The following is a 26,058-nucleotide window of genomic DNA, read 5'->3' as shown; positions in this document are numbered from 1 at the left end:
GGGTCGCCAGCACATGGAATCCGCATGGATAGAACAGGAAAAAGACGATGGTGACTGACAGCTATCAAGGACGAATCCGTATCCGCTTGCGCCCGGTGGCGGCAAGCATTGCCTTGGGCGCGTTCCTGTGGGCGTCGATGCCGGCCCAGGCCGTCCCGTCATCGCGGCCCGACACGCCTCGGCCTGTGTCGGTGCAACAACAATCGTCCCGTCCCAATATCGTCGTTATCCTGCTGGACGATGTCGGCTTCGCTGCGAGCGAGCGGTTCGGCGGAGCGGTACGAACGCCTGCCCTGGACAGTCTGGCAGCCAGCGGGATCACCTACAACCGCTTTCACACCACCTCGGTCTGCTCACCCACGCGGGCCGCTTTGCTGACAGGCCGCAATGCCCATCGTGTGGGCGCGGGCACTGTCGTCGAATATCCCCATCCGGGCTATGACTGGTCCTGGCCGAAAAGCACTGCAACAGTGGCTCGGGTGCTGCTCGACAATGGCTACAACACAGCTGCCTTCGGTAAATGGCATAACACGCCAATTGCGGAAATCAGCCCCGTCGGACCGTTCGACCGCTGGCCGACCGGCCTTGGTTTCCAACATTTCTACGGCTTCATGCAGGGCGAAGACAGCCAGTGGGAGCCGCTGCTGTATAATGACACCACGGCAGTCGACCCGCCCAGGCCGGCAAAGGGCGAATATCATTTCGCCGCCGACATCACCGACCGGGCGATCAACTGGTTGCAGACACAGGCATCGCTTGCCTCAAACCGGCCCTATTTTCTCTATTATGCGGCGGGCGGCGCGCACGCTCCCCATCATGTCGCCAAGGAATGGATCGACAAATATCGGGGTCGTTTCGACGGCGGATGGGACAAATATCGAGAGGAGGTGTTCGCCCGCCAGAAGAAGATGGGCGTGATCCCGCATGACACGACGCTGACACCGCGCCCGGCCGAACTGCCTGCATGGAACACACTATCCGCCGACCAGAAACGGCTTTATGTTCATCAGATGGAAGTGTTCGCGGGCTTTCTCGAATATACCGATCATGAGATTGGTCGCCTGATCGAACAGGTCCGCCAAGGCCCCAATGGTAATAATACGCTGATCTTCTACATTGTCGGCGACAATGGGGCCAGCGGCGAAGGCGCGATCGACGGGTCGGATGTCGGTCTGGCCAATATCATCTACGGCTTGCCATCGCCTGTGGACGAACAGCTCTCACATGTCGATCAACTCGGATCGAAACTGTACGACAATCATTACAGCGCCGGCTGGGCGTGGGCGACCGCCACGCCGTTCCGTTGGATGAAGCGGGTCGCCTCCTTCTTTGGAGGAACCCGCAACCCGATGGTCGTGTCCTGGCCCGACGGGATCAAGACCGATGCGCGGCCCCGGTCTCAGTTCACTGACGTCAATGACATAGCACCGACCATCTACGACGCCGCTGGTATTCGCGCGCCGGATTCAGTGGATGGCGTCGCGCAACAGCCGCTCGACGGGGTGAGCTTCGCCTATAGTTTCGACAATCCGTCCGCGCCCTCGCAGCACCGCGTCCAATATTTCGAGGAAACGGGAAACCGCGCTATCTATCAGGACGGATGGATCGCCACCGTGCGCCGGTCTGTCCCGTGGCAGCTTTCATGCAAGCCCGATTTCTCGACGGACAGTTGGGAACTCTATGACATCGAGAAGGACTTCTCACAGGCGCATGATGTCGCGGCGCAGAACCCGGAAAAGCTGAAGGCGCTTCAGGCGCTGTTCGAACGGGAAGCACGGGCGAACCACGTCTATCCCATGCAGGATGGCTGCATCGTCAAGACGGCGGGCAGCCAGCCGATCGACGGCAAGAGCGCGCCCGCCGCGCCGCCGTCTCATTTCGTCTACCATGCCGGGATGGCGCGGCTGCCGGTCGCCAAAGCACCGAATTTTCTCAAGTCCCACCGGATCACCGCTGATGTGGACATTCCGCCAGCCGGGGCAGAGGGCGTCCTTCTGACCAATGGCGGTCGCTATGGTGGCTTCACCCTCTATGCCAAGGACGGCAGGCTCTTTTATGCGAGTAATTTCTTCGGAAAGTCGGCCGCAATAATGGAAGCACCGTTACCAACCGGATCGTTGGAGATCGCCTATGACTATGACCGCGAAGACCCAAAGCTATTTGGCGGCGGGACGGGTCGGCTGCTCGTCAATGGCAAAGCGGTTGCGCTGCATCGTTTCGACCGGATCGGCGCACCGGCCCAGTTCGGCAGCATGGGTATCGGCCGGTCGCATGGCGGACCCGTCGTTGATGCCTATGACGGCGCCTTTTCCTTTACCGGCACAATCAAGCGGATCACCGTGGACGTGAAGTGATGGCGTGAGAAGTGCCGCACGGCGTTCTACTAAGCTGTCGGAGATACATCGGCGACGGCTCCAGGCGAAAATGTGGAAAGACGTCGTCTTGTCTTATGACTTTTACGCCTGTTTGGGCATCATGAGATGCCCGATCCGGGATCGCTGCATGATGGGCCTTCGCTGAGCAGCCCTTCCTATGTGCAAAACGCACGCGCCAAGTCGGTTGACCGTGCAACGCCATCTCACGGAATGGGCCGACTAACGTCCGGCAGGGACATCCCGGTGCGCTTGGTGAAGCGCGGCCGAGTACTTAAAAGTCACCCCGCGACCGGCCGGTTGGACGCGTTGCTGGTCGCGGGCAAGCATATCACCGGCTTCTCCTGGGCGGAGGAGGTGCTGGCGGGCGTCGCCCGGCTGATGCCCTGTAACGCCGAGGCCGAGATGAAGCGGCGGCGCGCGCTCTATGACAAGGCTCTCCTGCCCTTCATGCCTCACGTCATTACCGACGGCAGGCTGGTGACGGGGCAAAGCCCCTTCTCGGCAAAGGCGACCGCAAAAGCAGTCGCGGCTCTGCTCGACCGATAACTATGCGGGGATATTGGCGGTTCGAACCTGCTTGACCGACTGCCGACGATGCGTCTTGTCGAGCAGGCGAACATCGTCTGACGCCATCTCCTCGTGGTCGGCATCATGATCGGTGAGGCGGGATAGGACGCGCCGGGCATTGGCGGCGCAGCTTAGATGGTCGGGCTTCGCTTCGATGTCGGCGATCACAGCGATGAGATGCGCCTTGCTCTGAGTCAGCCGTGCTTCCAGCGCCTCTATGTCGGCGACCTTGGCGCGCAGTGTCCCGATCAGCGCATCATGCTCCCAATGCTCGAGATCGGTCGGCAGGAGCGTGCGGATCTCATCCAGACTGAAGCCCGCCCGCTGTGCGCTCGCAATCAGGTCGAGTACCAGCACGGCCTCCGTCGGATATGTGCGGTAGCCGTTTGGCTTCCGATCGACCCGCAACAGACCGATGCTCTCGTAAAAGCGGATGCGCGACTGGCTGAGCCCGCTCCGCTTCGCCAATTCCCCGATGTTCATGCGTTTCGCGCTCCCAAAAATAGCCTATTGACCTTAAACTTAACTTAAAGGTTAGACAACACCAAAATCCTTTTTCGGAGTCGTGCCGATGACGCTGTTTTCCCCTTTGACGCTGCCCAATGGCGCCGTGATCCCCAACCGCATCGCCAAGGCGGCGATGGAAGAAAATATGGCGGACGACGACCATGCGCCGTCACATGACCTGATCCGCCTCTATCGCGCATGGGCCGAGGGCAAGGCCGGTCTCATCATCACCGGCAATGTGATGGTCGATGCCCGTGCCATGACCGGTCCTGGCGGTGTCGTACTGGAAGATGATCGGCATCTCGACCGCTTTCGAGCATGGGCTAAGGCCGCGCGCTCGGGCAGCGGGCATGTCTGGATGCAGATCAACCACCCCGGCCGCCAGATGCCGACAGGCCTTGGTCAGGAGACGCTCGCCCCGTCGCCGGTCGCGATCGATCTCGGCGCGCAGTCGAAGCTCTTCCCGGCTCCGCGCGCGATGACGTCGGCCGACATTGCGGACGTTGAGCGGCGCTTCATCGAAACGGCTCTGCTGGCGGAGCGTGCCGGCTTCACTGGCGTCGAGGTTCATGCCGCGCATGGCTATCTGCTCAGCCAGTTCCTGTCACCGCTGACCAACCGGCGGCAGGACCGCTGGGGCGGAAGCCTCGAGAACAGGGTACGGCTGCTGGTGGATATCGTGCGCGGTGTTCGCGCCGCCGTATCGCCTGGCTTCGCAGTCTCGGTGAAGCTCAACTCCGCCGATTTCCAGCGCGGCGGTTTTTCGCCGGAGGATGCGCGTGCAGTGATCGAGATGCTGGCGCCACTGGGCGTCGATCTCGTCGAGCTTTCCGGCGGCAGTTACGAGGCGCCTGCGATGATGGGCTCTTCGCGCGACGAGCGAACCCTTGCCCGCGAAGCTTATTTCCTGGAGTTCGCCCGTGATATCGCAGTGGTCGCGACCATGCCGCTGATGGTGACGGGCGGTATCCGCCGCCGCAAGGTGGCCGAAACAGTGATCGACAGCGGCATCGCGATGGCCGGAATCGCCACCGCGCTCGCGATTGAACCGGACCTGCCTCGCCACTGGCGGAACGGGCGGACGGACGCGCCGATGCTGCGGCCCATCCGCTGGAAGAACAAGCCGCTCGCCGCGACCGCGCACATGTCGGCGGTCAAATATCAGCTCAGCCGCCTGAGCCGGGGACGACGCCCCCGGCCCGGCGTCTCGCCGATCTGGGCGCTGATCCTCTCGCAGTTCGACGGGAAGAAGCGCGCGCGCCAATATCGCGAATGGATCAGACGGCGCGCCGCCGACACGGGGCGAGCCAGTTCGGCGCACGCCGCCCGATTGCAGACCTGTGCGGAGGCAAGGGCATGACCACGGACACGACCATGGTCGAGTTTGGCGGGACCGAAGTGGCGATCCCCGTCGGTGGTTATTATGATCGCTTCCACCGGCAACCGGATCTGGATGCCGTGGCGCGCGATCCCGCTGCCGGCAATGTCGATTTCTTCCGCCGGTTTCCCAAGCAGAAGGTTCCTTCACGCATAGGCCCGGTCTGGGCGCCGAACTTCTACTACCGCGCCAGCAGCGTGCAGTTGCTCATGCTGGCGCCGCTGAACCGACTGCGCGCCATGCTCCCCGTGCCTCTGGAACCGCTGCGGGCGTTGCCGGGCCATGGCCTGGTCGCGCTGACCTTCTTCTCCTACGCGGTCTGCGACAATGATCCCTATGGAGAAGTCTCGGTCGCCATCGTCATCCGCAGGCCAGGCGGCCGTGGGTCGAACATGCGCGAACTGCTCGAATCGATGCGTCGCCGCAGCTTCTTCGTCCATGTGCTGGCGCTGCCCGTCACCACCGAGATCGCACGTGTGCGAGGCGTTCAGGGCTATCAGTTGCCGAAATGGCTCGCCGATATCGGGCTGGAGATTGGCGTGGACGTGCGGGCCAGCATTGCGACCGGCGAGGGTACGCCCGACCTTGTGCTGACGGCGCCGCTGCCCAAGCTGGAGACGGTGCCCTCCCAGTCCAGCATGGACACCAACATGATGGTCCATTTGATCGACGGACGCTGGCACCAGTCGCGTGTCCTGTCGAACATGCTGACATTCGCCCGGCGGTTGTTCCCACGCGATGTGACGCTGTCGCGCCATGGCGGTCCGCTCAGCGCATTGCTCGACGGCCTCGGCGCTCGCACCATGCTCCGGCTCGATGTCGTCAAGGATGCGCAGTTCGTCCTGAACATGCCGACGCCCATGGGAGCCTATTAGCGAGTCGATAGTCTGGAAATCGGCACCCTTCATCACCGTGGGGCAATAAGCGCGGTGAAATTCCTGCAACGCACAAGGAGACGGTATCATGCCTTTCGTGAAAACCGGGGACGGGACTGAGATCTTCTACAAGGATTGGGGTCCGAGGGAAGCGCAGCCGCTAGTCTTCCATCATGGCTGGCCGCTGAGCGCGGACGACTGGGACGCGCAGATGCTGTTCTTTCTGGGCAAGGGCTTTCGCGTCGTGGCGCATGACCGGCGCGGGCATGGCCGCTCGACCCAGGTGAGCGAGGGCCATGACATGGATCATTATGCGTCCGACGCCTCCGCCGTCGCCGAGCATCTCGATCTCACCAATGCGATCCACATCGGCCACTCGACCGGCGGCGGGCAGGTCGCGCGCTATGTCGCCCAGCATGGTCAGCCGCAGGGCCGGGTCGCCAAGGCGGTGCTGATCAGCGCGGTCCCGCCGCTGATGGTCAAGACCGACGGCAATCCCGATGGCACCCCGATCGAAGTGTTCGACGGCTTCCGCGCGGCGCTCGCCGCCAATCGCGCGCAGTTCTACTTCGATGTGCCGACCGGCCCGTTCTACGGCTATAACCGCGAGGGCGCGGAGGTATCGCAGGGCGTCATCGACAATTGGTGGCGCCAGGGCATGATCGGCAGCGCCAAGGCGCATTATGAGGGCATCCAGGCCTTTTCCGAGACCGACCAGACGGAGGATCTCAAGGCGATCACCGTGCCGACGCTCGTCATGCAGGGCGACGACGATCAGGTCGTCCCGTACAGGACCGCTGCGATCATGCAGGACAAACTCCTCCGGAACAGCCAGCTCAAAATCTATGCGGGCTTCTCGCACGGCATGCACACGGCGAACGCCGAGGTGATCAACGCCGATCTTCTGGCGTTCATCCGTGGCTGATTTCAACCCGCGGGATTGTTCCGGCTCCCGTGGAGCGGCCGGCGGGGTTTCTTCCGGGAGCCCGGCTGTCGTTCACGATCCGAAGGATGCGTCAGATCAGGATGCGTCAGATAAAGACATGGTATCGCTGCTCGAACAGCAGCGCGCCGCCTTTTTATGGGTCGGTGCGCCGAACCTGCGCGATCGCAAGGCAAAGCTGGCCGGCCTCCGCGCCGCCGTCCTCGCCTGTCGTGCGCACATCGGCGAGGCAATCAGCGCCGACTTCGGCCATCGCTCGCGCCACGAGACCGACATCATGGAGGTTATGGGCGTCATCCAGACGATCGACTATCTGACCCGTAACCTGAAGCGCTTCATGAAGCCGGAGCGGCGGCATGTCGCGCTGCCCTATCGTGCAGGCCGTGCCTGGGTGGAGTATCAGCCCAAGGGTGTGATCGGCGTCATGGCGCCCTGGAACTATCCCTTCTCGCTGACGATCATCCCGCTTGTCACCGCGCTGGCGGCCGGCAACCGGGCGATGTTGAAGCCGTCCGAACTCATGCCGCGCACCAGCGAGGTAATCCGGCAGATGCTGGCTGACGCATTTTCGGAGGATGAGGTCGCCGTCGTCCTCGGCGGCCCTGAGGTTGGCGCCGCCTTCAGCGCCTTGCCCTTCGATCACCTCTTCTTCACCGGCAGTACCCAGGTCGGCCGCAAGGTGATGCAAGCGGCCAGCCACAATCTCGTGCCCGTCACGCTGGAACTGGGTGGCAAGAGCCCGGCGATCGTTGCGCGCGGTAGCGTCAACGCGCGCAGCATCGAAAGCATCGTGTTCGGCAAGCTGTCGAACGCTGGCCAGACCTGCGTCGCGCCGGATTATGCTCTGGTGCATGAGGATGATCTGGACATCTTCGTCACGCTCTATGACAAAGCTGTCTCGCGCATCTATCCCGATGGTCCGACCGGCAGGGATTACGTTTCGATCGTTAGCGACAGGCACTATGATCGCCTGAAGGGCCTGGTTGAGGATGCACGGAATGCCGGTGCCCGCATCGTTGAAGCGGGGCGTAAGCCTGAAGCGGCAGTTGAGCGCGGCAGGACAATCGCTCCGACCCTCGTCATCGGTGCCGACGACGGAAGCGCGATCATGCGAGAAGAGATTTTCGGTCCGATCCTGCCGGTGCGCACCTACCGTTCGATCGACGAGGTGATCGGCCATGTGAACGGCAGGCCACGCCCGCTCGCGCTCTATTATTTCGGACCTGAGGACGCGGATTGCGCGAAGCTGCTGGCATCGACGACATCAGGCAATGTCGGCATCAACAACACACTGCTGCACGTCGCGCAGGATGACTTGCCGTTCGGAGGAATCGGACCGAGCGGCATGGGCGCCTATCATGGGATTGAAGGCTTCCGAACGATGAGCCATGCCAAGGGCGTGTTCGCGCAAAGCCGATGGAACCTGCCCAGCCTGCTTCGTGCGCCCTATGGCCGATTGGCGGATTGGACACTGAGATCCATGTTTGGGCCAACTGCGAAATAGATACCTATATTATTTTGTTCAGATATTCCGCCCTCGCCCCTTAGTCGCCGTTCAGCCGCCGGTTTCCGCTACCCGAGAGCATCGTGCGGAAAAGTGGGAACCGGTTTTAGCTTCGCTGAACTGCGTTTCCGCTTTAAACGATGCGACAACAAAAACTTAGAGCGTGCTTCCTGCGTACGATTTAACGCAGCGCGCTCTAGTGCGAACGGCAGCTTTTCCATTCCGTGCGATCAGATATCGGCATTCCTCTTCCCGCTCACGAAGCTGTAGGTACGGTAATTGCGGCCTACTGATTAGAGAGAAGAGGCAAGGGTGCAAATCTCTGCCACTCGGCGCGAAGGTATCGCTCGCTGATCTAACAAACTCCCAATACGATCTCTCCGATCTCTCCGATCGCTCAGGAGTGAGGACCAGCAAAAACTTCAGCTCTGAAGAATATTATTGCGGAAGAGTTCCCAACGCAGATACCGACGTACCATCAAGCAAACAATTTGCTATCCGCCAGGCGCTCGGCGTCGTCTTCGTCCAACCAAGAAAGGCTCGACGGAAAGTTGCCACATCGGCATATTGCAGGCGCGACGCGATCTCCCTCACGGTGAGATTGGTTCCCGCCAGCATGGTCATCGCCAGATCTCGGCGACAATGGGTACGCAGCTCAACCAGCGAAACGCCTTCGCGCGCAAGCCTGCGACGCAATGTTGCCGGGGTAAGGCCAAACATCCGCGCCATTGTCTGTATCCCGGGAATGCCCTCTCCCATCGACAGCGACGCGCGCATGGCGCTCACCAGACGCTGCGATAATGTCTCGGTCCCATAGTCCGGCGGTAGCAAATCGAACGGGAACAATGCGAACAGATCATCGATTTCGGATGGCTTGCGGGCAATCGGCCAGTCCAGATAATGTCCGGCGAAGGAAAAACTGTCTTTCGGCTGGCCGAAACGGGGATTGATACTGAACAGGTCCTGGAGGCCGGTTTCATCCAGCATGTCAGGAAAGGCCAGCGTCACATCAATCAGGGGTACTTCCTCACCGATCACCCAGCCGAGGATTCGATGATAGGAGGCTAGCGAGAACAACGAGATAAGAAATTCGGCAATGCTCTTTTCGCGCGTTCGCCTGTCCAGCGCGAAATTGACCACATTTCCATCGATCATGACGATCCACTGCGCCGAGCGTTCACCGAGCATCGCGTAGAAATCAGTCATGATCCCCACTGCCTCACGTAACGTCGAACATCCCAGCATGGCCATCAGCAATATGCGATGATTACGGACCGGGAAGGGTTTGAGCCCGTTCTTGCGACAACTCTCATCGTGCAGGGCAAGTACGCAATCCGACGCCAGCTGAGCAAAGGCTGCCCGCGGAATGAGCATCGCCCGCCCCTGACGTGCTTCACGTTCGAGCAGGCCAAGGCCCGAGCGCTTGAGCACGCCTCGAACGTCGCCTCCGATATCCGCCAATGTATCGAGTAGCACAACCATGGCCGAGGCCGGAACAAACCGTGGCGATGTCGAAGTCGCGTGACGCACGTTAGGCACTCCAGATAGCCGTCCTGAAAGGATTCTAGCACAATCGCTCTCCAATGCCCCTCATTTTGCACGTGAATGCCTCCATCACCGAAGGCGGCTGACCCTATGCACGTTTCAAGACAAAGAGGAGGGGATCTACAATGACGAAGGGACTTTTGAGCCCGATAATGGGAATAGCATGTTTTGTTTCGGGGCAGGCATACGCGCAGACGCCCGCTGGGCTTGAGGACATCATTGTCACCGCCCAGAAGCGCCGCGAAAACCTGCAGGAAACACCCCTTGCAGTAAGTGCACTGACGGCAGAGACGATCGAGCGGCGCGGGATCACCGATGTGTCTTCGCTGACGGCAACGGCACCCAATCTGACCGTGACGACGACGGGAGCCTCGACATCCAATATCGCCCTGTTCATCCGCGGGATCGGAGAATCCGAAACAATCCTGACGGTCGACTCCCCCGTTGGCCTCTATGTCGATGGCATCGTGCTTGGCCGCAGTTCCGGTGCCGTCTTCGACCTTGTCGATCTTGAACGGGTCGAAGTGCTGCGCGGTCCGCAGGGAACGCTATATGGCCGCAACACCACAGGCGGTGCCGTAAATCTCATCTCCAAGCGGCCATCGGACAAATTTGATGCCGATTTCCTCACCAGTTACGGCAATCTCGATGCAGTTCAGCTCAAGGGCAGCATAGACACCGGCGAATGGGGCAATAGCGGGATCAGCGCGCGACTGACCTATCTCCACAAGCAGCGCAGTGGTTATGTCGACAATGTCCTGACAAAAGATTCACGAGACCCCGGTGCCTATAATGTGGACGCGCTCCGCGTGGCTCTTCGTTACGATAAGGGCGGCGCAGTACGGCTTAATTACGCCTATGACTTCAATGATCGGCGCAGCGTCGCCAACCCCATGCAACTCGCGGTCGCTCGCCCTGACATTCTTGCCTATGCCAGTGCCTCTGCAGCACTTGGCGGTGCTCCCCTTCAGATCTCTCGCGACCGGCTGAAATCGTTGCGCCTTGATGCCGACGGCCCCATCAAGGACCGCGTCACGGGGCATGCGCTCACCGCCGAAATCGATCTTGGTGACAATCTTACGCTCCGGTCGCTCACCAGCTATCGCCGCTGGTCCAATCGGGTCGTCAGCGATCAGGACGGCAATGGCGGCCTGGTCGGCTTCGTAGTCGATCCCGTACTCTTTGCCGGAGGACCGTTCCTGCCGCTCGGTGTCCGGCCGATCAGCCTGTTCAACCTGACCTTCGAACGCGGTCAACGGCAATGGACCCAGGAACTGAACCTGATCGGCAAGATCGGCGACAATGTCGATTTCGTGTTGGGCGGCTTTTATTTCCGGGAGGTCGCCCATGAGGATAATCCAACCTTCCTCACCTATATTCTCCCTTCCCCCGTCCCGATCGAAGCTGCACCGGGGGTGTTCGTCGATTCCTTCGGCGTAAACCTCAACAGCAACTTCAATTACCGCTTCAAATCCCAGTCAAAGGCGCTTTTCGGACAGCTTACTGCCCGGCTCAACGACCGCCTGAGCGCAACAGGCGGGCTGCGTTACACCCGCGACGATCGAAAACTTCGCCAGCGCGAACCCTATATCCGCGATCTCGATCGTAATTTCGAAAAGCTCAATTGGGCGGCGACCCTGGACTATCGCTGGAACGACGATCTGATGACCTATGCGCGCATCGCAACCGGCTACAAGGCTGGGGGCTTCAATGCACGGTCGCAGAATGACGGTTTCGAGCCGGAGGATCTGACATCCTATGAGGTCGGCCTGAAGAGCGAATGGTTTGATCGCCATCTGCGGCTCAACCTGACCGCGTTCCACGCAGATCACCGCGACGTGCAGGTCGGCCAGTTCCTTGCCGGATCGGGAGGCTCCGTCGGCATCACGGTCAACGCGGGCAAGGCGGAATATAACGGGATCGAGGCAGAATGGACCTTATTGCTTGGTAAGCGCCTGACGATCAACGGTAATTTCGGCCATGTCGATCGCAAGTATAAGAGCTTCATCATTCGCGACCCTGCCACAGATGCTCTCGTCGATATCGCGAAAACCGCGCGGTTCATCTACTCCGCAGGCACGACGGCAAATGTCGGGGCGGAATATCGCTTCGGAGATGTTGGCGTCGGCACATTGTCCGCGCGCCTCGACTATTCCTATCGCGGCCGCACCTATTTCCATTCGACGACGATCCTCAATCCGTTCAACGATGTTTTATCGGACGGTAAGGTCGGTCTGCTCGACGGCCGGATCACGCTGGCGGACATGAAATTGGGTGGCGGCAAAGCACAGTTGTCGGGCTGGGTCCACAACATCACCAACAAGGATTATCTTCTGGGTGCGGTTGATTTCGGATCGCTTGGCTTTGGGACGGTCGGATACGCCCAGCCCCGCACCTATGGCATCGATTTGCGCGTGGAGTTCTGATCATGACGGCACAATTCGAAAACCTTCTCGCCCCCGGTCAGATCGGTCCAATGATGCTGCGCAACCGCATGCTCCTCACGGCCATGGGAACGGGCCTCGCCGAAGATGACGGCACCTGCGGTGCGCGTGCGCTGGCATTCAACCGCCAGCAGGCCGAAGGTGGCATTGGGCTCGTCACGCTGGGCGTCGTCGGCGTCGGCTGGCCGATTGGTGGCAACATGAAAGGACAACCCGCGCTTTCCGAAGATCGGCACATCGCGGGGATCGCAGCCATGGCGCAAGCCGTGCAGCAACATGGTGCACGCTTTGCAGTCCAATTACACTTCGGCGGCCTTGTCGGGATGGAGGATATGCTTGCGGGGCGCCCCGCATGGACGCCGTCGCTGCCGGTGGCCGTCGAGGGCGATATGCTGGACGGTTTCCTCGACGAAGAGGCCGCGAGCGCGCCATTCTTCCAGCTGCGCGATGTGCGGTACAAGGTGATGGCGCGCGAGGATATCGCCGCCCTGGTGGAAATGTTCCGCGCGGCGGCTGACCGGGCACGGCGGGCCGGCGTTGATGGCATCGAGATCCATGGCGGCCACGGCTACATCATATCCTCCTTCCTCTCCCCCGCGACAAACAGGCGCGACGATGAATATGGCGGCAGCGTGGCCAATCGGGCACGGCTGCTCATCGAGATCATAGAGGCGGTGCGGGACGGAGCGGGCCCCGACATCGCCGTCTGGTGCAAGATCGACACCGAAGAATATGAACGCGAAGGTGGCATACGCATCGAACATGCGCTCGAAACCGCCCGACTGGCGGAGGCGGCCGGTGCGCATGCCATCACTGTCACAGCCAACCACGAGGGATCGCGCGGTGCATTGCACTCGGGCTCGCACACCCCCCAGACGCCCGGCCTGAACCTTCCTAAAGCCGCGGCCATCAAGCGTGCGGTATCGATCCCGGTGATCTTCTCGGGAAGGATAGAAGCAGAGCTTGCCGATGCGGTCATTGCGCGCGGCGAGGGAGATTTCCTTGGCATGGGGCGCAAGCTTCTCGCGGACCCTGCCCTCCCCGCAAAGATCGCAAAGGGCGATCCATCGGCGATATTGCCATGCATCTATTGCTACACCTGCATCAGCTCCATCTACTATGGCGGATCGGTGCGGTGCGCGGTCAATCCGGAAACCGCCTTCGAAGGCGAAGACTGGCTATCGCCCGCTGCCGTCGCGCGGCATATCGCCGTGATCGGCGGTGGTCCAGCCGGGATGGAAACGGCACGCCGATTGGCCCTGCGCGGCCACCGCGTCACGCTTCTCGAACGCAGCCGGATGCTCGGCGGAACGCTGCGCTTCGCCTCGATCGCATATGACTCCAATGAGCGTCTGCTGGATTGGCTGATCCGCCAGATCGGGCAGTCGAATGTCGAAGTTCGGCTGGGCGAAGACGCGACACCTGAGTTGCTGCGATCCATCGCCGCCGATGCGGTTGTGGTCGCGACGGGCGCACGGCGGGATCTCTTCACCGTGTCCGGCGATGATCATGACCATGTCCTCAACGGCGACGATATGCGGCGTCTGATGCTCGGCGACAAGGCGTTGCCCGGGCGCACGAAGCTGGGCTGGACGAGCCGCGCACTCGCCAGGGCGGGAGCATTGACCGGTGCGACGAGCCGCCCTTCGCTGGTCCGCGAGGCGACCCGAGCCTGGATGCCGCTTGGCCAACATATCGTCATCATCGGCGGGGATCTTGTCGGGCTGGAATTGGCGGAATTTCTTGTTCATCGAGGGCGCCAGGTCACCATCCTGGATGACACCCCAAAATTCGGGCGCGGCCTCCAGATCGTCCGCCGCTGGCGCGTGCTCGACGATCTGCGGCAGGCCGGCGTGCACTTCGAACCAGGGGCGAGCGACTTTGCGATTGATAAGACCGCCGTTCACGCAACTCGGTCTGACGGGCAGCGTATCCGCTTTCCTGCAGACAATGTCGTGCTGGCGCGCGGTGCCGGCGCGGACCTCCGCTTTGCCGAAACGCTTCAGGCCGCAGGCTTTGCCCCGCACATCGTCGGTGATGCCTTGGGCGTTGGCTATATCGAAGGGGCCATGAGAAGCGCCGCGGAGCTGGCGCGCACCCTGTAACGGGACTCAAGGTGCCCCGCCGGAACAATCCGCCCGCATGCATACCCTGTCCTAATATGCTTGCGAACGAACGTTACATATCCGTATTCGAGGTTCAACATAGGGGGTGTTTATGACCGTCAATGGAGTAAATCGTATCATGATCGCCGTCCACGATCTGGAAAGTGCCAAGAAGAAATATCACGACCTGCTCGGCGCTACTTTCGTGGACGCGCATTGGACCGGAGAACCGTTCGGCATAGCCGTGTCTATCGCATGGGATGCCGGGATCGAGTTGTGCGCACCGCTCCCCGGCAGAGAGGACAGCAGCGCGGTAACGGGCTTCATCGCGACCCACGGAGAAGGCGTTATGAGTGTATTTTTCAACGTCTCTGATGGAGAGGTCGCGATGGATCGTGCCATCCAGCACGGCTACAACAGCGTGCACTCTCTTGATTATACGCAGGCCGAAATCGACCGGTATCTGGGCGGTCTGTTCCAGCGGTATCAGGAATTCAACCTCGATACAGGCGTGCGCTGCGGTTTTACGGTCAGCCTCGCCCGAATTGAAGCCAGACAGGAGGCCTAAACGGGAATGCTCGGTGCCCACGCCAGACTTCCTTCTAGTATTCATGAAGTCTGAGACCGTAAATCGCTGGCGGTCACGTGATCACTTCCGATATCGCTGTAGCCATCGGGAGGAAACAACCCATTATCGCCATTCGATGCGTGCAATTGATCTCCTGGGAACGGACCTCGGTTCAGGCCAAAGCGAAGCGCCTCAAACGCTCGGCTTGTATCTGCTGGGTGAGACACCGACACGCCGCTTGAACATCGTCGTGAACGCCGCTGCGCTGTCATAACCCAGATCGAAGGCGATGGTCGTGACGGCCTCGCCCTCCGCCAACCTTGGCAGGGCGACCAATATGCAGGCCTGTTGACGCCATGCGCCAAAGCTGAGCCCCGTTTCCCGTCGAAAGGCGCGGGTGAAAGCCCGCCGTCCCATGCCAAGCTCGGCGCTCCACTGGTCGATGCTGTCATGCGGCGTGGGCTGCGCCAGAAAAGCTTGACAGCGTGCAGCCATTGCGGACGTCTGTGGGAAGGGCACGGCCAGCGGAACGGTGGGCGCAGCGGCTAGTTCTGCGAGGAGCAGAGCCATCAGCTTACCATCCCGCCCACCGCGATCATATTCAGGCGGAATGTCGCAAGCCGCTTCGAGCAGACTGCGAAGCAGCGGCGACACCTGGATGACCTTGTTGCTTTCACCCAGCGCCCCCTCGGCGCCCGCTTCAATCAGGACACTACGCGTACTGACAGCACCGATCATCCTGACAGCGTGCGGACAGCCGCCCGGTGTCCAGACTGCCCGCTCCGGCGGCGCGATCCAGGCGCCATGCGCTGTGCTGACCACCACCACGCCCCGTGCGGCATAGAGGAGCTGCCCGCGCCGATGTTCATGCCAGTCCAGTTCGAAGGCAGGCGGATATTCGTTTCCGACGCCGATAATGGGCCGATCAATATGCTCGACAGAGGCGGGGTCATTCCAGCGCATGCGTTGTCCCAATCACAAAAGTAAAAGACCCATAATGGAATGCGGGCCATGGTGGGAGGGCTTATAGCGGGGGCCGTCATCAGGAACGGAAACACCATGAACGCCACCAGAGCCGCCTCACTTCCACCCGCCGGGGAAACCACGGTCTTCGGGATCATCGCGGCGATCAGCGCCTGCCACCTCATCAATGACATGTTGCAATCGCTGCTGCCGGCCATCTATCCCGACCTCAAGGCGGAACTGGGCCTTTCGTTCAGCCAGATCGGGCTAGTGACCTTCGTCTATCAAATGACAGCTTCAATCTTGCAGCCCTTGATCGGCCTGTACGCCGACAAGCGGCCCACGCCACTCGCGCTGCCCGGCGGCACAGTCTTTTCGCTAGCGGGACTCGTCGTGCTATCGGTGGCGCATAGCTATGGCCTGCTGCTGGTGGGTGCATCGCTGTTGGGCATGGGGTCTTCGGTCTTCCATCCGGAATCCTCGCGCGTCGCGCGCATGGCCGCAGGTCGCAGACACGGGCTGGCGCAGTCGATGTTCCAGGTCGGCGGCAATGCCGGCTCAGCGCTGGGACCGCTGGCGGCCGCCATTGTCGTTATGCGTTGGGGCCAGTCGAGCCTCGCCTTCTTCGCTATGCTGGCACTGCTATCCTGCGCAATCCTGTGGAATGTCGGCCAATGGTACCGCCATCACGGCCTCGCCCGCCTGTCCACCGGAAAGAGCGGCGCGAAGGCGTTAGTCACCCTGCCGCGCGGCAAGGTGCTGGGCGGGATCGCGGTGCTGCTGGCGCTGATCTTTTCCAAGTACGTCTATCTGGCCAGCCTCACCAGCTACTTCACCTTCTACCTGATTCACCGTTTCGGCGTGTCGGTCGAGGTGGCGCAGCTGCACCTGTTTGCCTTTCTCGGCGCGGTGGCCGTGGGCACCATCGCGGGCGGGCCGCTGGGCGACCGGTTCGGGCGAAAATATGTGATCTGGTTCTCAATCCTCGGCGCCCTGCCCTTCACGCTGCTTCTGCCGCACGCCAGCCTGTTCTGGACCGGACCGCTGACGGTAGTGATAGGCCTGATCCTCGCCTCTGCTTTCCCCGCGATCGTGGTGTTCGCGCAGGATCTGGTGCCGGGCAAGATCGGCATGATCTCCGGCCTTTTCTTCGGCTTCTCCTTCGGCATGGGCGGCGTGGGCGCGGCGGTGCTGGGCGAAGTCGCCGACCGCAGCGGGATAGAGATGGTCTATGCGATCTGCGCCTTCCTGCCCGCCATAGGGTTGTTAGCCATCCTGTTGCCCGATCCTAAATCGAAATAACCCGTCGTAACGGGCGGCGGGGCATCTGACCCCGCCGCCAGCAAGCCCTGTCGGCCATTTAATGGCCGAAGCCATGTTCCCATAAGCAGCTGGTCCGTTACTGCCACACGACCAATGAAGCCGTGTCCGGCTCACTCAACCAAGATTGGCAGCCAAGAAATCGACAAAAACGCGCACGCGCGCGGGCGTATTTGCGCCACCGACGAAGACTGCGTGAATCTGCTCAATATCGCCCGGATTAAATTCTTCCAGGATCGGCACCAGCCTGCCATCAGCCAGTTCCTCCGCGACACTGAAGGCGCCGACGCGCGCGATGCCGACACCGGCGGCCGCAAGTTGACCAAGTGTTTCGCCGTTATTGGCTTCAATCGTCCCTTTCACCGACAAAGCGAAATCCTGCCCATCGCGTCGGAAAGGCCACACCGGCTCAGCGCGGCGAAAATTGAAGTTCAGGCAATTATGATCGTGCAGCTCCTCTGGAGCGCTCGGAGTGCCGTGCCGGGTGAGGTAATCGGGCGACGCCACGATAACTCTGCCATTATCACCCAGTTTCCGCGCGGTCAGGCTGCTGTCCGAGAGCGGCCCGAAGCGGATCGCGACGTCAGCCTGACCAGCGGCGATATCCACTGTCGTGTCAGTCAGCGCGATATCAATCAAGACGTTCGGATAAAGGTCGAGAAAGGCGCTCAATAATGGCACGACGCAGAGCCGACCGTGCGCCAGGGACGCGCTCACCCGCAGTCGCCCGCGCGGCGTGCCCTGATCCGAGATTGACTGCTCAGCCTCGTCGAGATCCGCGAGGATGCGCCGCGCTGCCTGCAAATAGGCCTGCCCCTCCGCTGTCGGCGTCAGCAGGCGCGTCGTCCGCAACAGCAACCGCACACCCAGTCGTGCTTCGATCCGATCGATGGCGCGGCTCACCGCGGAAGGACTGAGCCCAAGAGCGCGGCCGGCGGCGGAGAAGCTCCCCATGTCCAGCACCGTGGCGAAGAGCGCCAGGGATCGTGCACGATCTTCATTGACCAATTTTGCGTCCATAGCAAAAATCTTTCGCATCCAGCCCCTCTAATCAGCCGCCGCTTTCATGATCATCTATGCACCGGAATATCAAGCGTCTGATGGAAGGTTTCAGGGAAGTCCCATGATCAAGTTGAATTCCGGCCTTTTGGCCCTCGCAATCGGCGCATTCGGCATCGGCGTTACAGAATTTGCTCCGATGGGCCTGCTCCCGGTCATCGCGCGGGATCTGGGGGTGTCGATACCGGGTGCGGGCCTCCTGATCAGCGCCTATGCGCTTGGCGTGATGATCGGCGCACCCCTTATGACGTTGACCACAGGTCGGATGCCGCGACGGACCTTGCTGATCGGCCTTGCCGGCATCTTCACGCTCGGCAACCTTCTGGCCGCGATGTCGGACAGCTACGGCATGTTGCTCGCCGCACGCGTGCTCACTTCCTTCAATCACGGCGCCTTCTTCGGCGTCGGATCGATCGTGGCTGCAAGCCTGGTGCCGCCACAGCGCCAGGCAGGCGCAGTCGCCGCCATGTTCATGGGGCTGACGATCGCCAATGTCGTTGGAGTTCCACTGGCGACCTGGGTAGGGGAACATCTCGGCTGGCGCGCGTCCTTCTGGGGCATTGCGGGGCTTGGCGTGGCCACTATCACCGCATTACGTCTCACCCTTCCCGTCCTACCCGCCGCGCAGGGCGGAAATGCTCTGGCCGAGGTTCGCGTCCTCCTCCGACCGGTCGTCCTTGGAGCGCTTGCACTCACCGTCATCGGGTCGAGCGCGATGTTCACCGTGTTCACCTATATCGCGCCCATTCTTCACGACGCGACCCATGCATCGCTCGCTTTTGTGACGGCGATGCTGGTCACCTATGGGGTTGGTCTTACCGTCGGCAACTGGTTGGGCGGGCACTATGCCGATCGCTCGGTCGATCTGACCCTTGCCGCAACGCTCGCATCGCTTTCGGCGATCCTGATCGCATTCGCTTTCCTCATGGGTAACGCTATAGCCAGCGCAGTATTGATCTTCCTATGGGGCGTTGCCAGCTTCGCCCTGGTGCCGCCCCTCCAGCTGCGCGTGATGACCGCTGCGGCCGACGCCCCTAATCTCGCATCGGCGGTCAACATCGGCGCTTTCAATCTGGGCAATGCCTTTGGTGCGGCTTTGGGCGGTGGTGTAATCGCAAGCGGGCTTGGCTATCCGGCAGTGGCGATCGCGGGTGCCGCGACTTCGGCGATCGGCCTAGCGGCAGTACTGCTCAACATGCGCAGTGTAATGTCGCGAGGGCCTGCCCCGAGCTTTGAAACAGGCCATTAATGCCAATTCTTCCTCCGCTGCCGCGCCCGGGCAGTGAATCACCTCAAGCCGTCAGACGATACCGGTTTTTCGAGCCGTCCAGATGCGCCCGATTATGACACCTCTGTCGAGAAATGCTTCCCGCTGGAGGCCATGAGCAATCCCCAGGTCTTTTTCGATGCGATCGGGGACGAAGCAAAATATACCGAAAATCTGGGAAAGATGATGGAGAGCTGCGGCGGCTTCATCGATTTCGGCCGGGTGGACATCATCTCGTCCAGCCAATTCGATTTCGCGCATCTGGATTGATGCGACGCACCGGGCGGGAGGGAACGTTCCCTCCCGCCCGGCGCATTAAAGTCAAACTGCCGTCGCGGCGCCGTCCACGACCATCGGATGGCCCGTCACGAAGCTGGCAGCGTCGGAGCAGAGCCAGACCACCGCTTCAGCGATCTCTTCCGCCTTGCCCATGCGGCCCATGGGGGTCATGCTCTCGACCACCGTACGCAGCTGCGGATCGGCGGTGACTGCTGCGGTCATCGCGGTTTCGATGACGCCGGGGCAGACCGCATTGACGCGGATGCCAGCCTTTGCCCAGCGCAGCGCTCCGTGGCGGGTCAGACCAACGACGCCATGCTTGGACGCGACATAGCCGGGCTGGCTGGGATTACCGACCAGACCGTTGATGGAGGCCGTGTTGACGATCGCGCCGCCACCCTGCTTCAGCATTACTTCCGCCTCTTCGCGCATGCAGAGCATCACGCCGCTGAGGTTGATGCCGATCGCCTTCGCCCAGACCTCTTCCTCATATTCGTCGCGGCCCAGATTGTTGATCCCGGCATTGTTGAACGCATAGTCCAGCCGCCCGAAATGCGTGACGGCGGCGGCGACCATCGCCTTCACCTGCGCGCCATCGCTGACGTCGCACTGCTGCCAGGCCGCCTTGCCGCCCTGTGCCTCGATCAGAGCCACGGTTTCCAGGCCACCCGCCTCGTTCACGTCGCTGACGAGAACCGCGGCGCCCGAGCGGGCGAAGGCGAGCGCCGCCGCCCGGCCGATGCCGCCGCCCGCGCCTGTAACCAGCGCAACCTTGCCGTCCATGCCGTAATTGATCATTGCATCCTCACTTGCCTGTTCAGGGATTTCATTCAGCGGCCTGCGCCGGAGCGGGCGGCGCCTCACCCCAGACGAGATAGCGGGACACACCGTCCTCCGCGATTTCCTCCGTCAGCATGGAGCTGATGCGGCTGACCGATTCCGCGATCCACCAGCGGCCGTCCTGGCGGCGGTAGACATCCTCATATTCCACCACCAATTGCGTCACGGAGCGCAGTCCCAGGATGATGGTGCGGAAATTGAGCGTCCAGCGCCCCCGCGCCTCGTCCGGCCCCGTCAGTTCGATATCCGCATTGCCCGCATGATGCAGGTCGTAGACGCCGCCCTGACAGGCCATGCTCTCAAAGAGGGCGATGAAGGCCTCCCGATCCGTGAACAGGGGGAAATTCTGATAGTCCAGCTTCAGCCCCTGCGGCAGCAGCGTGTCGCGCAGATCGTCCACCTGCTTGAGGTCACAGGCGCGCAGATAGCGGGCCTTGAGCTGGCGGATGGCATTGATATCCTCCAGCGCGGCGATGCGCGCAGCGAGGCTTTCCAGAGTGACTGTCATTTCCATGCTTCCTTGCTTTACGCCTGCCCGGCTTCCTGCTTGACGATTTCCAGGAACAGCGGCCGTTCTCCGCCGCCATGGACGTCGAGCCGTGCGCCGCTGATATAGGCGGCTCCCGGCGAGCCGAGGAACAGCACCGCATCGGCAATGTCCGTCCCGCGGCCCATGCGCTTGAGCGGGAGGGAGGCGGCGATGCGATCCTGCGCGCCTTCGCTGCCATAGGTCAGTTCCGACGTTTCGGTTTCAATGAGGCCGACGATGATCGCGTTGACGCGCACCTCCGGCCCCCATTCCTGCGCGAGGCTGGTCGTCAGGCTGACCAGTCCCGCCTTGGCCGCGCCGTAAATGGCCGTGCCCGGCGAGGGCCGGACCGCCGATACGCTGGCGATATTGACGATCGAACCGCCCGCCGCCTTCAGATGCGGATAGGCGGCCTGCGCCACATAGAGGGGCGCGAGCAGGTTCAGTTGCAATATGCGTTCGGAAAAGCGGGCGCTGGCTGTGGCGGCATCGGCCTGAGGTGAGCCGCCGGCATTGTTGACGACCAGGTCGATGCGGCCATGGCGTTGCGCCACGGCGGCGATCCAGCCGGCCACGGCCGCGGGATCGCGAATATCGCAGGCATCGAATACCGCCTCGCGTCCATCGGCGGCGATCGGTGCCTCGGGCGCGGTGCGGCCGCAGGTGGCGACATCATAGCCCTCCTCCAGCAGCCGGCGGACGATGGCGGCACCAATTCCCCGCGTCCCGCCTGTGACGATTGCCACCTTGCCTTGCCCTGCCCTGCTCACGCCACCTTCTCCTGCCGCTCTTTCATCCAACAACGTAATATATGATGATGACAAATACGCATATGCCAGCTATTAGTCCATAACATATATATTTTGCGTTATGGAGAGAGGGATGGCATATTCGCTGCAGCAGCTGAGCGACATGGAGGATATCCGCACGCTCAAGCATCGCTATTTCCGGGGCATCGATACGGCAGACATGGCCTTGCTGGCAACGCTCTTCACGGACGATGTCAGCGTCGAATATCGTGGCGGCGGCTATAAGGTGAAGCTAGCCGGGCGGGACAATATGATGGATTTCCTGGCCAACAGCTTCCATTCCGGCACGGCCGCAATGCATCATGGCCATATGCCCGAAATCACCCTGACCGGCGCGGATGAGGCGGAGGGCCTCTGGTATCTCGAAGATATCTTCATCAATGTCGAGGATCAGCTCCACACAAGCGGCACCGCCATCTACCGCGACCACTATCGCCGGGAAGACGGCGCCTGGCGGATCGCGCGGACCGAATATGACCGGGTGATCGAGATCGTCCTGCCGCTGGATCCGCAGACGCGAATCACTGCTCACCGGCTTGGTACCGTCGGACGCAAGCCACACGAACGCACCGACATCAGCCATTTCATCCAATGGGATAATGGCTGACGCGAAAGGCGCTTCTCCGCTCTTGCGCGGGATGCAGCGGCGTGGCTCTATAGCGGGGCTATGGATGATCCGAACGATCCCGATGCCGTGCCGGTGACGGCTATTGCCGATGAGGCGGACGCCTTCTCCCTGCTGCAGGCGCTTTATGGCGGGTTGACGGCAAATCCGCCGTGGGAGGCGTTCCTGCGCGCGCTGGCGGTGGCGGCCGACGCACCCTTCGCTACGTTGCTGGTCGCCACCGGGCATAGCGGGATCGCGTCACAAGTCACCCCCGGTGCCGATCCGACCCGTTCCGCCGAATATCAGCAGCTTTTCACCGCCGACCCTTTCGTCGACCTGCCCGAAGGCCAGGCCGTGATCTTCAGCGATTTCGTGCGACATGTTCCGCCCCGCTTCCGCGAATGGCTGGACAAGACCGGAAGCGGCCAGATCATGGGAGTCGACCTGCATGCGCCATCCGGCGCATCCGTGCGGCTGCGTATCACCCGCGACATGAGCTGGCCCGATTTCGGAGAACGGGAACTGGCTCTGATGGCGCGGCTGGTGCCACATCTACGGATCGCACTGGACCTGCACGCCCGACTGACATCGACCCAGGCCGAGCGACAGATATTCAGCAGCGCGATGGAAGGGCTGGCGGTCGCGAGCTTCATTCTGGCGCGCGATGGGCGAATTCTGCGGCGCAACGCCGTGGCAGACCGGATGCTGGGCGATGCGACCGCCTTGGCAGAACGCAATGGACGGCTGGAACCACGGCTGAACGCTGCCGCAGCCACACTGGATCGCCTGTTGCGCAACCCGCCCGCGGCCGGGGAAGAGCAAAGGCTGGAAATCGCCGTTCCGCAGGGCCAGGCGCTGCGCGGGGTGGCTCGGGCATTGCCGACCGACGCTTATGGCGACGGGGCCAGTCTGGCGCTGTTTCTGGCCGATCCGGCGCGGGTCGAGGGACCTGATCCCGAATCGCTGCGCGATCGGTTCCAGCTCACACCCGCCGAGGCGGGACTTGCGGTGCAGCTGGCCCAAGGCGCATCGCTGGTGGATGCAGCGCGAACGCTCGATATCGCCCATAATACGGCGCGGGCGCATCTGCGCGCGATCTTCGCCAAAACAGGCACGCACCGACAGGGCCAGCTGGTGCATCTGCTGCGGACCAGCGCGGGAGGGTTGGCGGTTTAACCCTCGCCTTCCTTCCGCGTGATCTTGGCAATACCCGCCTCATATTTGAGGTTATGCACCGAAATGGAAGTCTCCACCCGCTGCACCCCCGGCAGAGGCCGGATGCGTTGTACGACCAGATCGTTCAACTGCTCCAAATTGGTGAACAAGCCCATGGCCAGCAGGCTGTAACGGCCGAGCAGCAGAATAACGCAGGTGATTTCCGGAATGTCCGACAGGCTGCGCGCCAGTTCCTCGACATGGGAGGGTTCGGCATCGATCCCCAGCATGCACAGATTGGGTGATCCGGCCATCCGGAAGTCGGTGACGACGGTGAACTGGATCAGCCCTTCATTCTGCAACCGCTTGATGCGGGTGCGAATGGTGCCTTCGGTCACGCCCAGCTCGGCAGCGATGGCCCGGTTGGAAATGCGCGCGTCGCGGGCAAGTCTTTCGACGATGCCATGGTCGAGCTGGTCAAGGCGGGATGTAGAAACGGAATTGCTCACAGCGGCACCACGTTGAATTCGAACTTCACCATATCGACGGCAATCCCCGGCGTGATATGCGACACGCCCTCGATGTCGGCGATATGGGCGAACAGCAGTTGCTGCACCTCGGCGAAATCATGCAGGGCGACCAGCAATTCGATATCGTGGCTGCCGCTCATGATGTTGACGCTCAACACCTCGTTCAGCTTGGCCAGATCGCGTGCGACCGCCTCTACATCGCGGCCCTGAACGTTCACGCCAAGCGCGATGATGACATTATAGTCATGCGCCGCGAAATCAGTGACCGCAACGACGCGCATGACGCGGGCGTCCTCCATCTTCTGCAGGCGGGCAGAAACGGTCGCGGCAGTGACGGATAATCGCTCGGCTATTTCCTGGTTGGTGGCCCGTCCGTTGGTACGCAATATCTCGATAATATTGGTGTCGAGACTGTCCAGCGACGGCGGTGTCGTGACCCGCCCGCTTCTGATCTGCATTATCGCCCGCCTTCCCTTTAGATGCATGCCCCCATAGCCCGCGAACGTAAGGAGTTCCAGATACAATGGAATCCCGCCGTTCGAACCCGGCTTCGCCTCTAACTGTAGTTGACGCATCTCTATCGCCCCGCATTACGAAAGAAAATAATTTTCTTTTCCAATTTTCATGCAATGCGTAACAATTTAGCATATCGGCAACGTGGAATACCAAATTCAGTCGATTCTGCCTGTCAGTAGGACAGCGATATTCGGGAGAGGACAATGCTTTCAAAGGTCAGGATCGGCAGCACCGATCTTTCGGTCAGCCCCCTGTGCTACGGCACCAACCAGTTAGGGACAGCCATCCGCCAGCCGGAAGCGGATGCGATATTGGACCGCTTCGCGGCGCTGGGCGGCAATTTTCTGGACACCGCCCGTTCCTATGGGGACTGGATTCCTGATGCGCCCAAAGGCGCGAGCGAGCGGGCGATCGGTGCCTGGCTCAAGGGTCGCAGGCGGGAGGATTTCGTCATCGCCACAAAGGGCGGTTTCTACGACATGCGGGCGGGTGATTATCGCAATCGCGTGACGCCCGAGGATATTCGCAGCGACCTCATGGAGAGCCTCGCGCATCTGGGCGTCGACACGATCGACCTTTACTGGCTGCACATGGACAATGCGGATGCGTCGGTCGGCCCCATTATGGACGTGCTGATTGACGCCAAGGCCGAAGGCAAGATCCGCTGGTTCGGTGCGTCGAACTGGACCGCCGCCCGCGTGCTGGAAGCCAATGCATATGCACGGGCCAAGGGTAGCGAAGGCTTTGTCGCGCTGGAACCGTTCTGGGGCCTCGCCAAGCCCGATGAAGCCCATGCGGCGCAGCAGGGCTATGTGCTCTATTTCGAGGAGCATGGCGAACAGGCACTGAAGGACAGCGGCCTTGCCATCATGCCTTATTGCTCGCAGAGCCGCGGTTATTTCGCCCTGCGCGAGAAGGGCGAAGTGCCTGACTGGCTGAACGCCTTCTACAACAATCCGGCCAATGATGCCCGGTTCGAGGCGGCCCGGCGGATCGCCGGACAGCATGGCGTCGGCATCAATGATGTCGCGCTGGCCTATCTCGTCAATCAACCGCAGCAGACCATTCCGATTTTCGGCGCATCCAGCCCGGAACGGGTGGAGGAAAGCGTGAAGGCAGCCGAACTGCACCTGTCATCAGAAGAGCTGACCGCGCTGCGGGCGGAATAACCGGCATCAGGCTTGGGCGACCCGGCAACGCGGGTCGCCCCGCCACTTTCCCATTTTGCTTCGATATGAATGGGCAATCCCTTTTCGTCCCTGATTCGCGCTGGTCCAGCGCGGCTTCCACCCCAGCGTGACATCGCAATGGCACGAGCCGCGACAGGCGCAGCGCATGCAGCGTGTACGTCCACCGGATGGGCGAGCGAACGG

24 protein-coding genes are annotated in these 26,058 nt (G+C 61.6%); 15 read left to right on the top strand and 9 right to left on the bottom strand.

Annotation, left to right across the window (positions count from 1 at the left end):
* Nucleotides 1-47 precede the first annotated feature (47 nt).
* Nucleotides 48-2,354 carry an arylsulfatase gene (locus tag HUK73_RS24275; RefSeq protein WP_176594321.1) on the top strand — a complete coding sequence of 769 codons (2,307 nt, stop codon included), beginning with the start codon at nucleotides 48-50 and terminating at the stop codon, nucleotides 2,352-2,354.
* Between the two features lie 264 nt (nucleotides 2,355-2,618).
* The gene (locus HUK73_RS24270; protein WP_218036708.1) at nucleotides 2,619-2,921 is read left to right on the top strand and encodes a hypothetical protein; all 303 of its coding nucleotides are present in this window, start codon (nucleotides 2,619-2,621) and stop codon (nucleotides 2,919-2,921) included.
* On the opposite strand, the gene HUK73_RS24265 is transcribed toward HUK73_RS24270, so the two are convergent.
* Entirely contained in the window at nucleotides 2,922-3,425 is a 504-nt protein-coding gene (locus tag HUK73_RS24265; protein WP_176594320.1) for a MerR family transcriptional regulator, read from the bottom strand.
* Between the two features lie 88 nt (nucleotides 3,426-3,513).
* Between HUK73_RS24265 and HUK73_RS24260 the strand changes: the two genes are divergently transcribed.
* The 4 genes from HUK73_RS24260 to HUK73_RS24245 all read left to right on the top strand — a co-directional run bounded on the left by HUK73_RS24260 (nucleotide 3,514) and on the right by HUK73_RS24245 (nucleotide 8,149).
* Nucleotides 3,514-4,809 carry an NADH:flavin oxidoreductase/NADH oxidase family protein gene (locus HUK73_RS24260; RefSeq protein WP_176594319.1) on the top strand — a complete coding sequence of 432 codons (1,296 nt, stop codon included), beginning with the start codon at nucleotides 3,514-3,516 and terminating at the stop codon, nucleotides 4,807-4,809.
* On the top strand, nucleotides 4,806-5,702 hold the full coding sequence (locus HUK73_RS24255; RefSeq protein WP_176594318.1) for an acetoacetate decarboxylase family protein: 897 nt from the start codon (nucleotides 4,806-4,808) through the stop codon (nucleotides 5,700-5,702). Before HUK73_RS24260 ends, HUK73_RS24255 begins: the two co-directional genes overlap by 4 nt.
* An 88-nt stretch (nucleotides 5,703-5,790) precedes the next feature.
* Nucleotides 5,791-6,627 carry an alpha/beta fold hydrolase gene (locus HUK73_RS24250; protein ID WP_176594317.1) on the top strand — a complete coding sequence of 279 codons (837 nt, stop codon included), beginning with the start codon at nucleotides 5,791-5,793 and terminating at the stop codon, nucleotides 6,625-6,627.
* Nucleotides 6,620-8,149 carry a coniferyl aldehyde dehydrogenase gene (locus HUK73_RS24245; RefSeq protein WP_369805604.1) on the top strand — a complete coding sequence of 510 codons (1,530 nt, stop codon included), beginning with the start codon at nucleotides 6,620-6,622 and terminating at the stop codon, nucleotides 8,147-8,149. Before HUK73_RS24250 ends, HUK73_RS24245 begins: the two co-directional genes overlap by 8 nt.
* A 438-nt stretch (nucleotides 8,150-8,587) precedes the next feature.
* On the opposite strand, the gene HUK73_RS24240 is transcribed toward HUK73_RS24245, so the two are convergent.
* The gene (locus HUK73_RS24240; RefSeq protein ID WP_176594315.1) at nucleotides 8,588-9,679 is read right to left on the bottom strand and encodes an AraC family transcriptional regulator; all 1,092 of its coding nucleotides are present in this window, start codon (nucleotides 9,677-9,679) and stop codon (nucleotides 8,588-8,590) included.
* 167 nt (nucleotides 9,680-9,846) lie between these two features.
* Between HUK73_RS24240 and HUK73_RS24235 the strand changes: the two genes are divergently transcribed.
* The 3 genes from HUK73_RS24235 (at nucleotide 9,847) to HUK73_RS24225 (ending at nucleotide 14,811) form a co-directional block, all read left to right on the top strand.
* Nucleotides 9,847-12,120, top strand: a complete 2,274-nt coding sequence (locus tag HUK73_RS24235) for a TonB-dependent receptor (RefSeq protein WP_255326531.1) — start codon at nucleotides 9,847-9,849, stop codon at nucleotides 12,118-12,120.
* A gap of 2 nt (nucleotides 12,121-12,122) precedes the next feature.
* Nucleotides 12,123-14,243 carry an FAD-dependent oxidoreductase gene (locus HUK73_RS24230; RefSeq protein WP_176594313.1) on the top strand — a complete coding sequence of 707 codons (2,121 nt, stop codon included), beginning with the start codon at nucleotides 12,123-12,125 and terminating at the stop codon, nucleotides 14,241-14,243.
* A 139-nt stretch (nucleotides 14,244-14,382) separates the two neighbouring features.
* On the top strand, nucleotides 14,383-14,811 hold the full coding sequence (locus tag HUK73_RS24225; protein WP_176594312.1) for a VOC family protein: 429 nt from the start codon (nucleotides 14,383-14,385) through the stop codon (nucleotides 14,809-14,811).
* A 192-nt stretch (nucleotides 14,812-15,003) separates the two neighbouring features.
* Here HUK73_RS24225 and HUK73_RS24220 read toward each other — a convergent pair whose 3' ends face one another.
* Nucleotides 15,004-15,774, bottom strand: coding sequence for a helix-turn-helix domain-containing protein (locus HUK73_RS24220; RefSeq protein WP_176594311.1), 771 nt, complete (start codon nucleotides 15,772-15,774; stop codon nucleotides 15,004-15,006).
* A gap of 96 nt (nucleotides 15,775-15,870) precedes the next feature.
* Between HUK73_RS24220 and HUK73_RS24215 the strand changes: the two genes are divergently transcribed.
* Nucleotides 15,871-17,076, top strand: a complete 1,206-nt coding sequence (locus tag HUK73_RS24215) for an MFS transporter (RefSeq protein WP_176594310.1) — start codon at nucleotides 15,871-15,873, stop codon at nucleotides 17,074-17,076.
* Nucleotides 17,077-17,211: 135 nt separating this feature from the next.
* On the opposite strand, the gene HUK73_RS24210 is transcribed toward HUK73_RS24215, so the two are convergent.
* The gene (locus HUK73_RS24210; protein WP_176594812.1) at nucleotides 17,212-18,114 is read right to left on the bottom strand and encodes a LysR substrate-binding domain-containing protein; all 903 of its coding nucleotides are present in this window, start codon (nucleotides 18,112-18,114) and stop codon (nucleotides 17,212-17,214) included.
* A 106-nt stretch (nucleotides 18,115-18,220) separates the two neighbouring features.
* Between HUK73_RS24210 and HUK73_RS24205 the strand changes: the two genes are divergently transcribed.
* Together HUK73_RS24205 and HUK73_RS24200 are read left to right on the top strand one after the other, a co-directional pair.
* On the top strand, nucleotides 18,221-19,402 hold the full coding sequence (locus tag HUK73_RS24205; RefSeq protein ID WP_176594811.1) for an MFS transporter: 1,182 nt from the start codon (nucleotides 18,221-18,223) through the stop codon (nucleotides 19,400-19,402).
* Between the two features lie 132 nt (nucleotides 19,403-19,534).
* Entirely contained in the window at nucleotides 19,535-19,690 is a 156-nt protein-coding gene (locus HUK73_RS24200) for a hypothetical protein (RefSeq protein ID WP_176594309.1), read from the top strand.
* Between the two features lie 51 nt (nucleotides 19,691-19,741).
* On the opposite strand, the gene HUK73_RS24195 is transcribed toward HUK73_RS24200, so the two are convergent.
* The 3 genes from HUK73_RS24195 to HUK73_RS24185 are packed head-to-tail and all read right to left on the bottom strand — an operon-like array spanning nucleotide 19,742 to nucleotide 21,838.
* A complete protein-coding gene (locus HUK73_RS24195) occupies nucleotides 19,742-20,497 on the bottom strand; it encodes a glucose 1-dehydrogenase (protein WP_176594308.1) in 756 nt (251 codons plus the stop codon).
* 28 nt (nucleotides 20,498-20,525) lie between these two features.
* Nucleotides 20,526-21,047, bottom strand: a complete 522-nt coding sequence (locus tag HUK73_RS24190) for a nuclear transport factor 2 family protein (RefSeq protein WP_176594307.1) — start codon at nucleotides 21,045-21,047, stop codon at nucleotides 20,526-20,528.
* 17 nt (nucleotides 21,048-21,064) lie between these two features.
* Nucleotides 21,065-21,838 (bottom strand): SDR family oxidoreductase, encoded by a 774-nt coding sequence (locus tag HUK73_RS24185; protein ID WP_176594306.1) that lies wholly within the window; start codon nucleotides 21,836-21,838, stop codon nucleotides 21,065-21,067.
* Nucleotides 21,839-21,950: 112 nt separating this feature from the next.
* On the opposite strand from HUK73_RS24185, the gene HUK73_RS24180 reads away from it, so the two are divergent.
* Together HUK73_RS24180 and HUK73_RS24175 are read left to right on the top strand one after the other, a co-directional pair.
* Complete coding sequence (locus HUK73_RS24180) at nucleotides 21,951-22,484, top strand: nuclear transport factor 2 family protein (RefSeq protein ID WP_176594305.1); 534 nt, start codon at nucleotides 21,951-21,953, stop codon at nucleotides 22,482-22,484.
* Between the two features lie 60 nt (nucleotides 22,485-22,544).
* Nucleotides 22,545-23,660, top strand: a complete 1,116-nt coding sequence (locus HUK73_RS24175) for a helix-turn-helix transcriptional regulator (RefSeq protein ID WP_176594304.1) — start codon at nucleotides 22,545-22,547, stop codon at nucleotides 23,658-23,660.
* Here HUK73_RS24175 and HUK73_RS27335 read toward each other — a convergent pair.
* Entirely contained in the window at nucleotides 23,657-24,148 is a 492-nt protein-coding gene (locus tag HUK73_RS27335) for an Lrp/AsnC family transcriptional regulator (protein ID WP_176594303.1), read from the bottom strand. The two genes, HUK73_RS24175 and HUK73_RS27335, sit on opposite strands and share 4 nt — an antisense overlap.
* Nucleotides 24,145-24,627 carry an Lrp/AsnC family transcriptional regulator gene (locus HUK73_RS24165; RefSeq protein WP_176594302.1) on the bottom strand — a complete coding sequence of 161 codons (483 nt, stop codon included), beginning with the start codon at nucleotides 24,625-24,627 and terminating at the stop codon, nucleotides 24,145-24,147. Before HUK73_RS24165 ends, HUK73_RS27335 begins: the two co-directional genes overlap by 4 nt.
* A gap of 261 nt (nucleotides 24,628-24,888) precedes the next feature.
* Here HUK73_RS24165 and HUK73_RS24160 point away from each other — a divergent pair, with 261 nt between their 5' ends.
* Nucleotides 24,889-25,854 carry an aldo/keto reductase gene (locus HUK73_RS24160; protein ID WP_176594301.1) on the top strand — a complete coding sequence of 322 codons (966 nt, stop codon included), beginning with the start codon at nucleotides 24,889-24,891 and terminating at the stop codon, nucleotides 25,852-25,854.
* The last annotated feature ends 204 nt before the right edge of the window (nucleotides 25,855-26,058 follow it).

Source organism: Sphingobium sp. EM0848, from assembly GCF_013375555.1.
Lineage (GTDB): Bacteria > Pseudomonadota > Alphaproteobacteria > Sphingomonadales > Sphingomonadaceae > Sphingobium.
Note: the sequence above shows the minus strand (reverse complement) of the source record. Positions and strands in the feature narration are given on the sequence as shown.

Bases quoted from the DNA above. Each gene is read 5' to 3' on its own strand.
- HUK73_RS24275 (WP_176594321.1), top strand. From the start codon at position 48: ATGGTGACTGACAGCTATCAAGGACGAATCCGTATCCGCTTGCGCCCG.
- HUK73_RS24265 (WP_176594320.1), bottom strand. From the start codon at position 3,425: ATGAACATCGGGGAATTGGCGAAGCGGAGCGGGCTCAGCCAGTCGCGC.
- HUK73_RS24260 (WP_176594319.1), top strand. From the start codon at position 3,514: ATGACGCTGTTTTCCCCTTTGACGCTGCCCAATGGCGCCGTGATCCCC.
- HUK73_RS24255 (WP_176594318.1), top strand. From the start codon at position 4,806: ATGACCACGGACACGACCATGGTCGAGTTTGGCGGGACCGAAGTGGCG.
- HUK73_RS24250 (WP_176594317.1), top strand. From the start codon at position 5,791: ATGCCTTTCGTGAAAACCGGGGACGGGACTGAGATCTTCTACAAGGAT.
- HUK73_RS24235 (WP_255326531.1), top strand. From the start codon at position 9,847: ATGGGAATAGCATGTTTTGTTTCGGGGCAGGCATACGCGCAGACGCCC.
- HUK73_RS24230 (WP_176594313.1), top strand. From the start codon at position 12,123: ATGACGGCACAATTCGAAAACCTTCTCGCCCCCGGTCAGATCGGTCCA.
- HUK73_RS24225 (WP_176594312.1), top strand. From the start codon at position 14,383: ATGATCGCCGTCCACGATCTGGAAAGTGCCAAGAAGAAATATCACGAC.
- HUK73_RS24220 (WP_176594311.1), bottom strand. From the start codon at position 15,774: ATGCGCTGGAATGACCCCGCCTCTGTCGAGCATATTGATCGGCCCATT.
- HUK73_RS24215 (WP_176594310.1), top strand. From the start codon at position 15,871: ATGAACGCCACCAGAGCCGCCTCACTTCCACCCGCCGGGGAAACCACG.
- HUK73_RS24210 (WP_176594812.1), bottom strand. From the start codon at position 18,114: ATGGACGCAAAATTGGTCAATGAAGATCGTGCACGATCCCTGGCGCTC.
- HUK73_RS24200 (WP_176594309.1), top strand. From the start codon at position 19,535: ATGAGCAATCCCCAGGTCTTTTTCGATGCGATCGGGGACGAAGCAAAA.
- HUK73_RS24195 (WP_176594308.1), bottom strand. From the start codon at position 20,497: ATGATCAATTACGGCATGGACGGCAAGGTTGCGCTGGTTACAGGCGCG.
- HUK73_RS24190 (WP_176594307.1), bottom strand. From the start codon at position 21,047: ATGACAGTCACTCTGGAAAGCCTCGCTGCGCGCATCGCCGCGCTGGAG.
- HUK73_RS24180 (WP_176594305.1), top strand. From the start codon at position 21,951: ATGGCATATTCGCTGCAGCAGCTGAGCGACATGGAGGATATCCGCACG.
- HUK73_RS24175 (WP_176594304.1), top strand. From the start codon at position 22,545: ATGGATGATCCGAACGATCCCGATGCCGTGCCGGTGACGGCTATTGCC.
- HUK73_RS24165 (WP_176594302.1), bottom strand. From the start codon at position 24,627: ATGCAGATCAGAAGCGGGCGGGTCACGACACCGCCGTCGCTGGACAGT.
- HUK73_RS24160 (WP_176594301.1), top strand. From the start codon at position 24,889: ATGCTTTCAAAGGTCAGGATCGGCAGCACCGATCTTTCGGTCAGCCCC.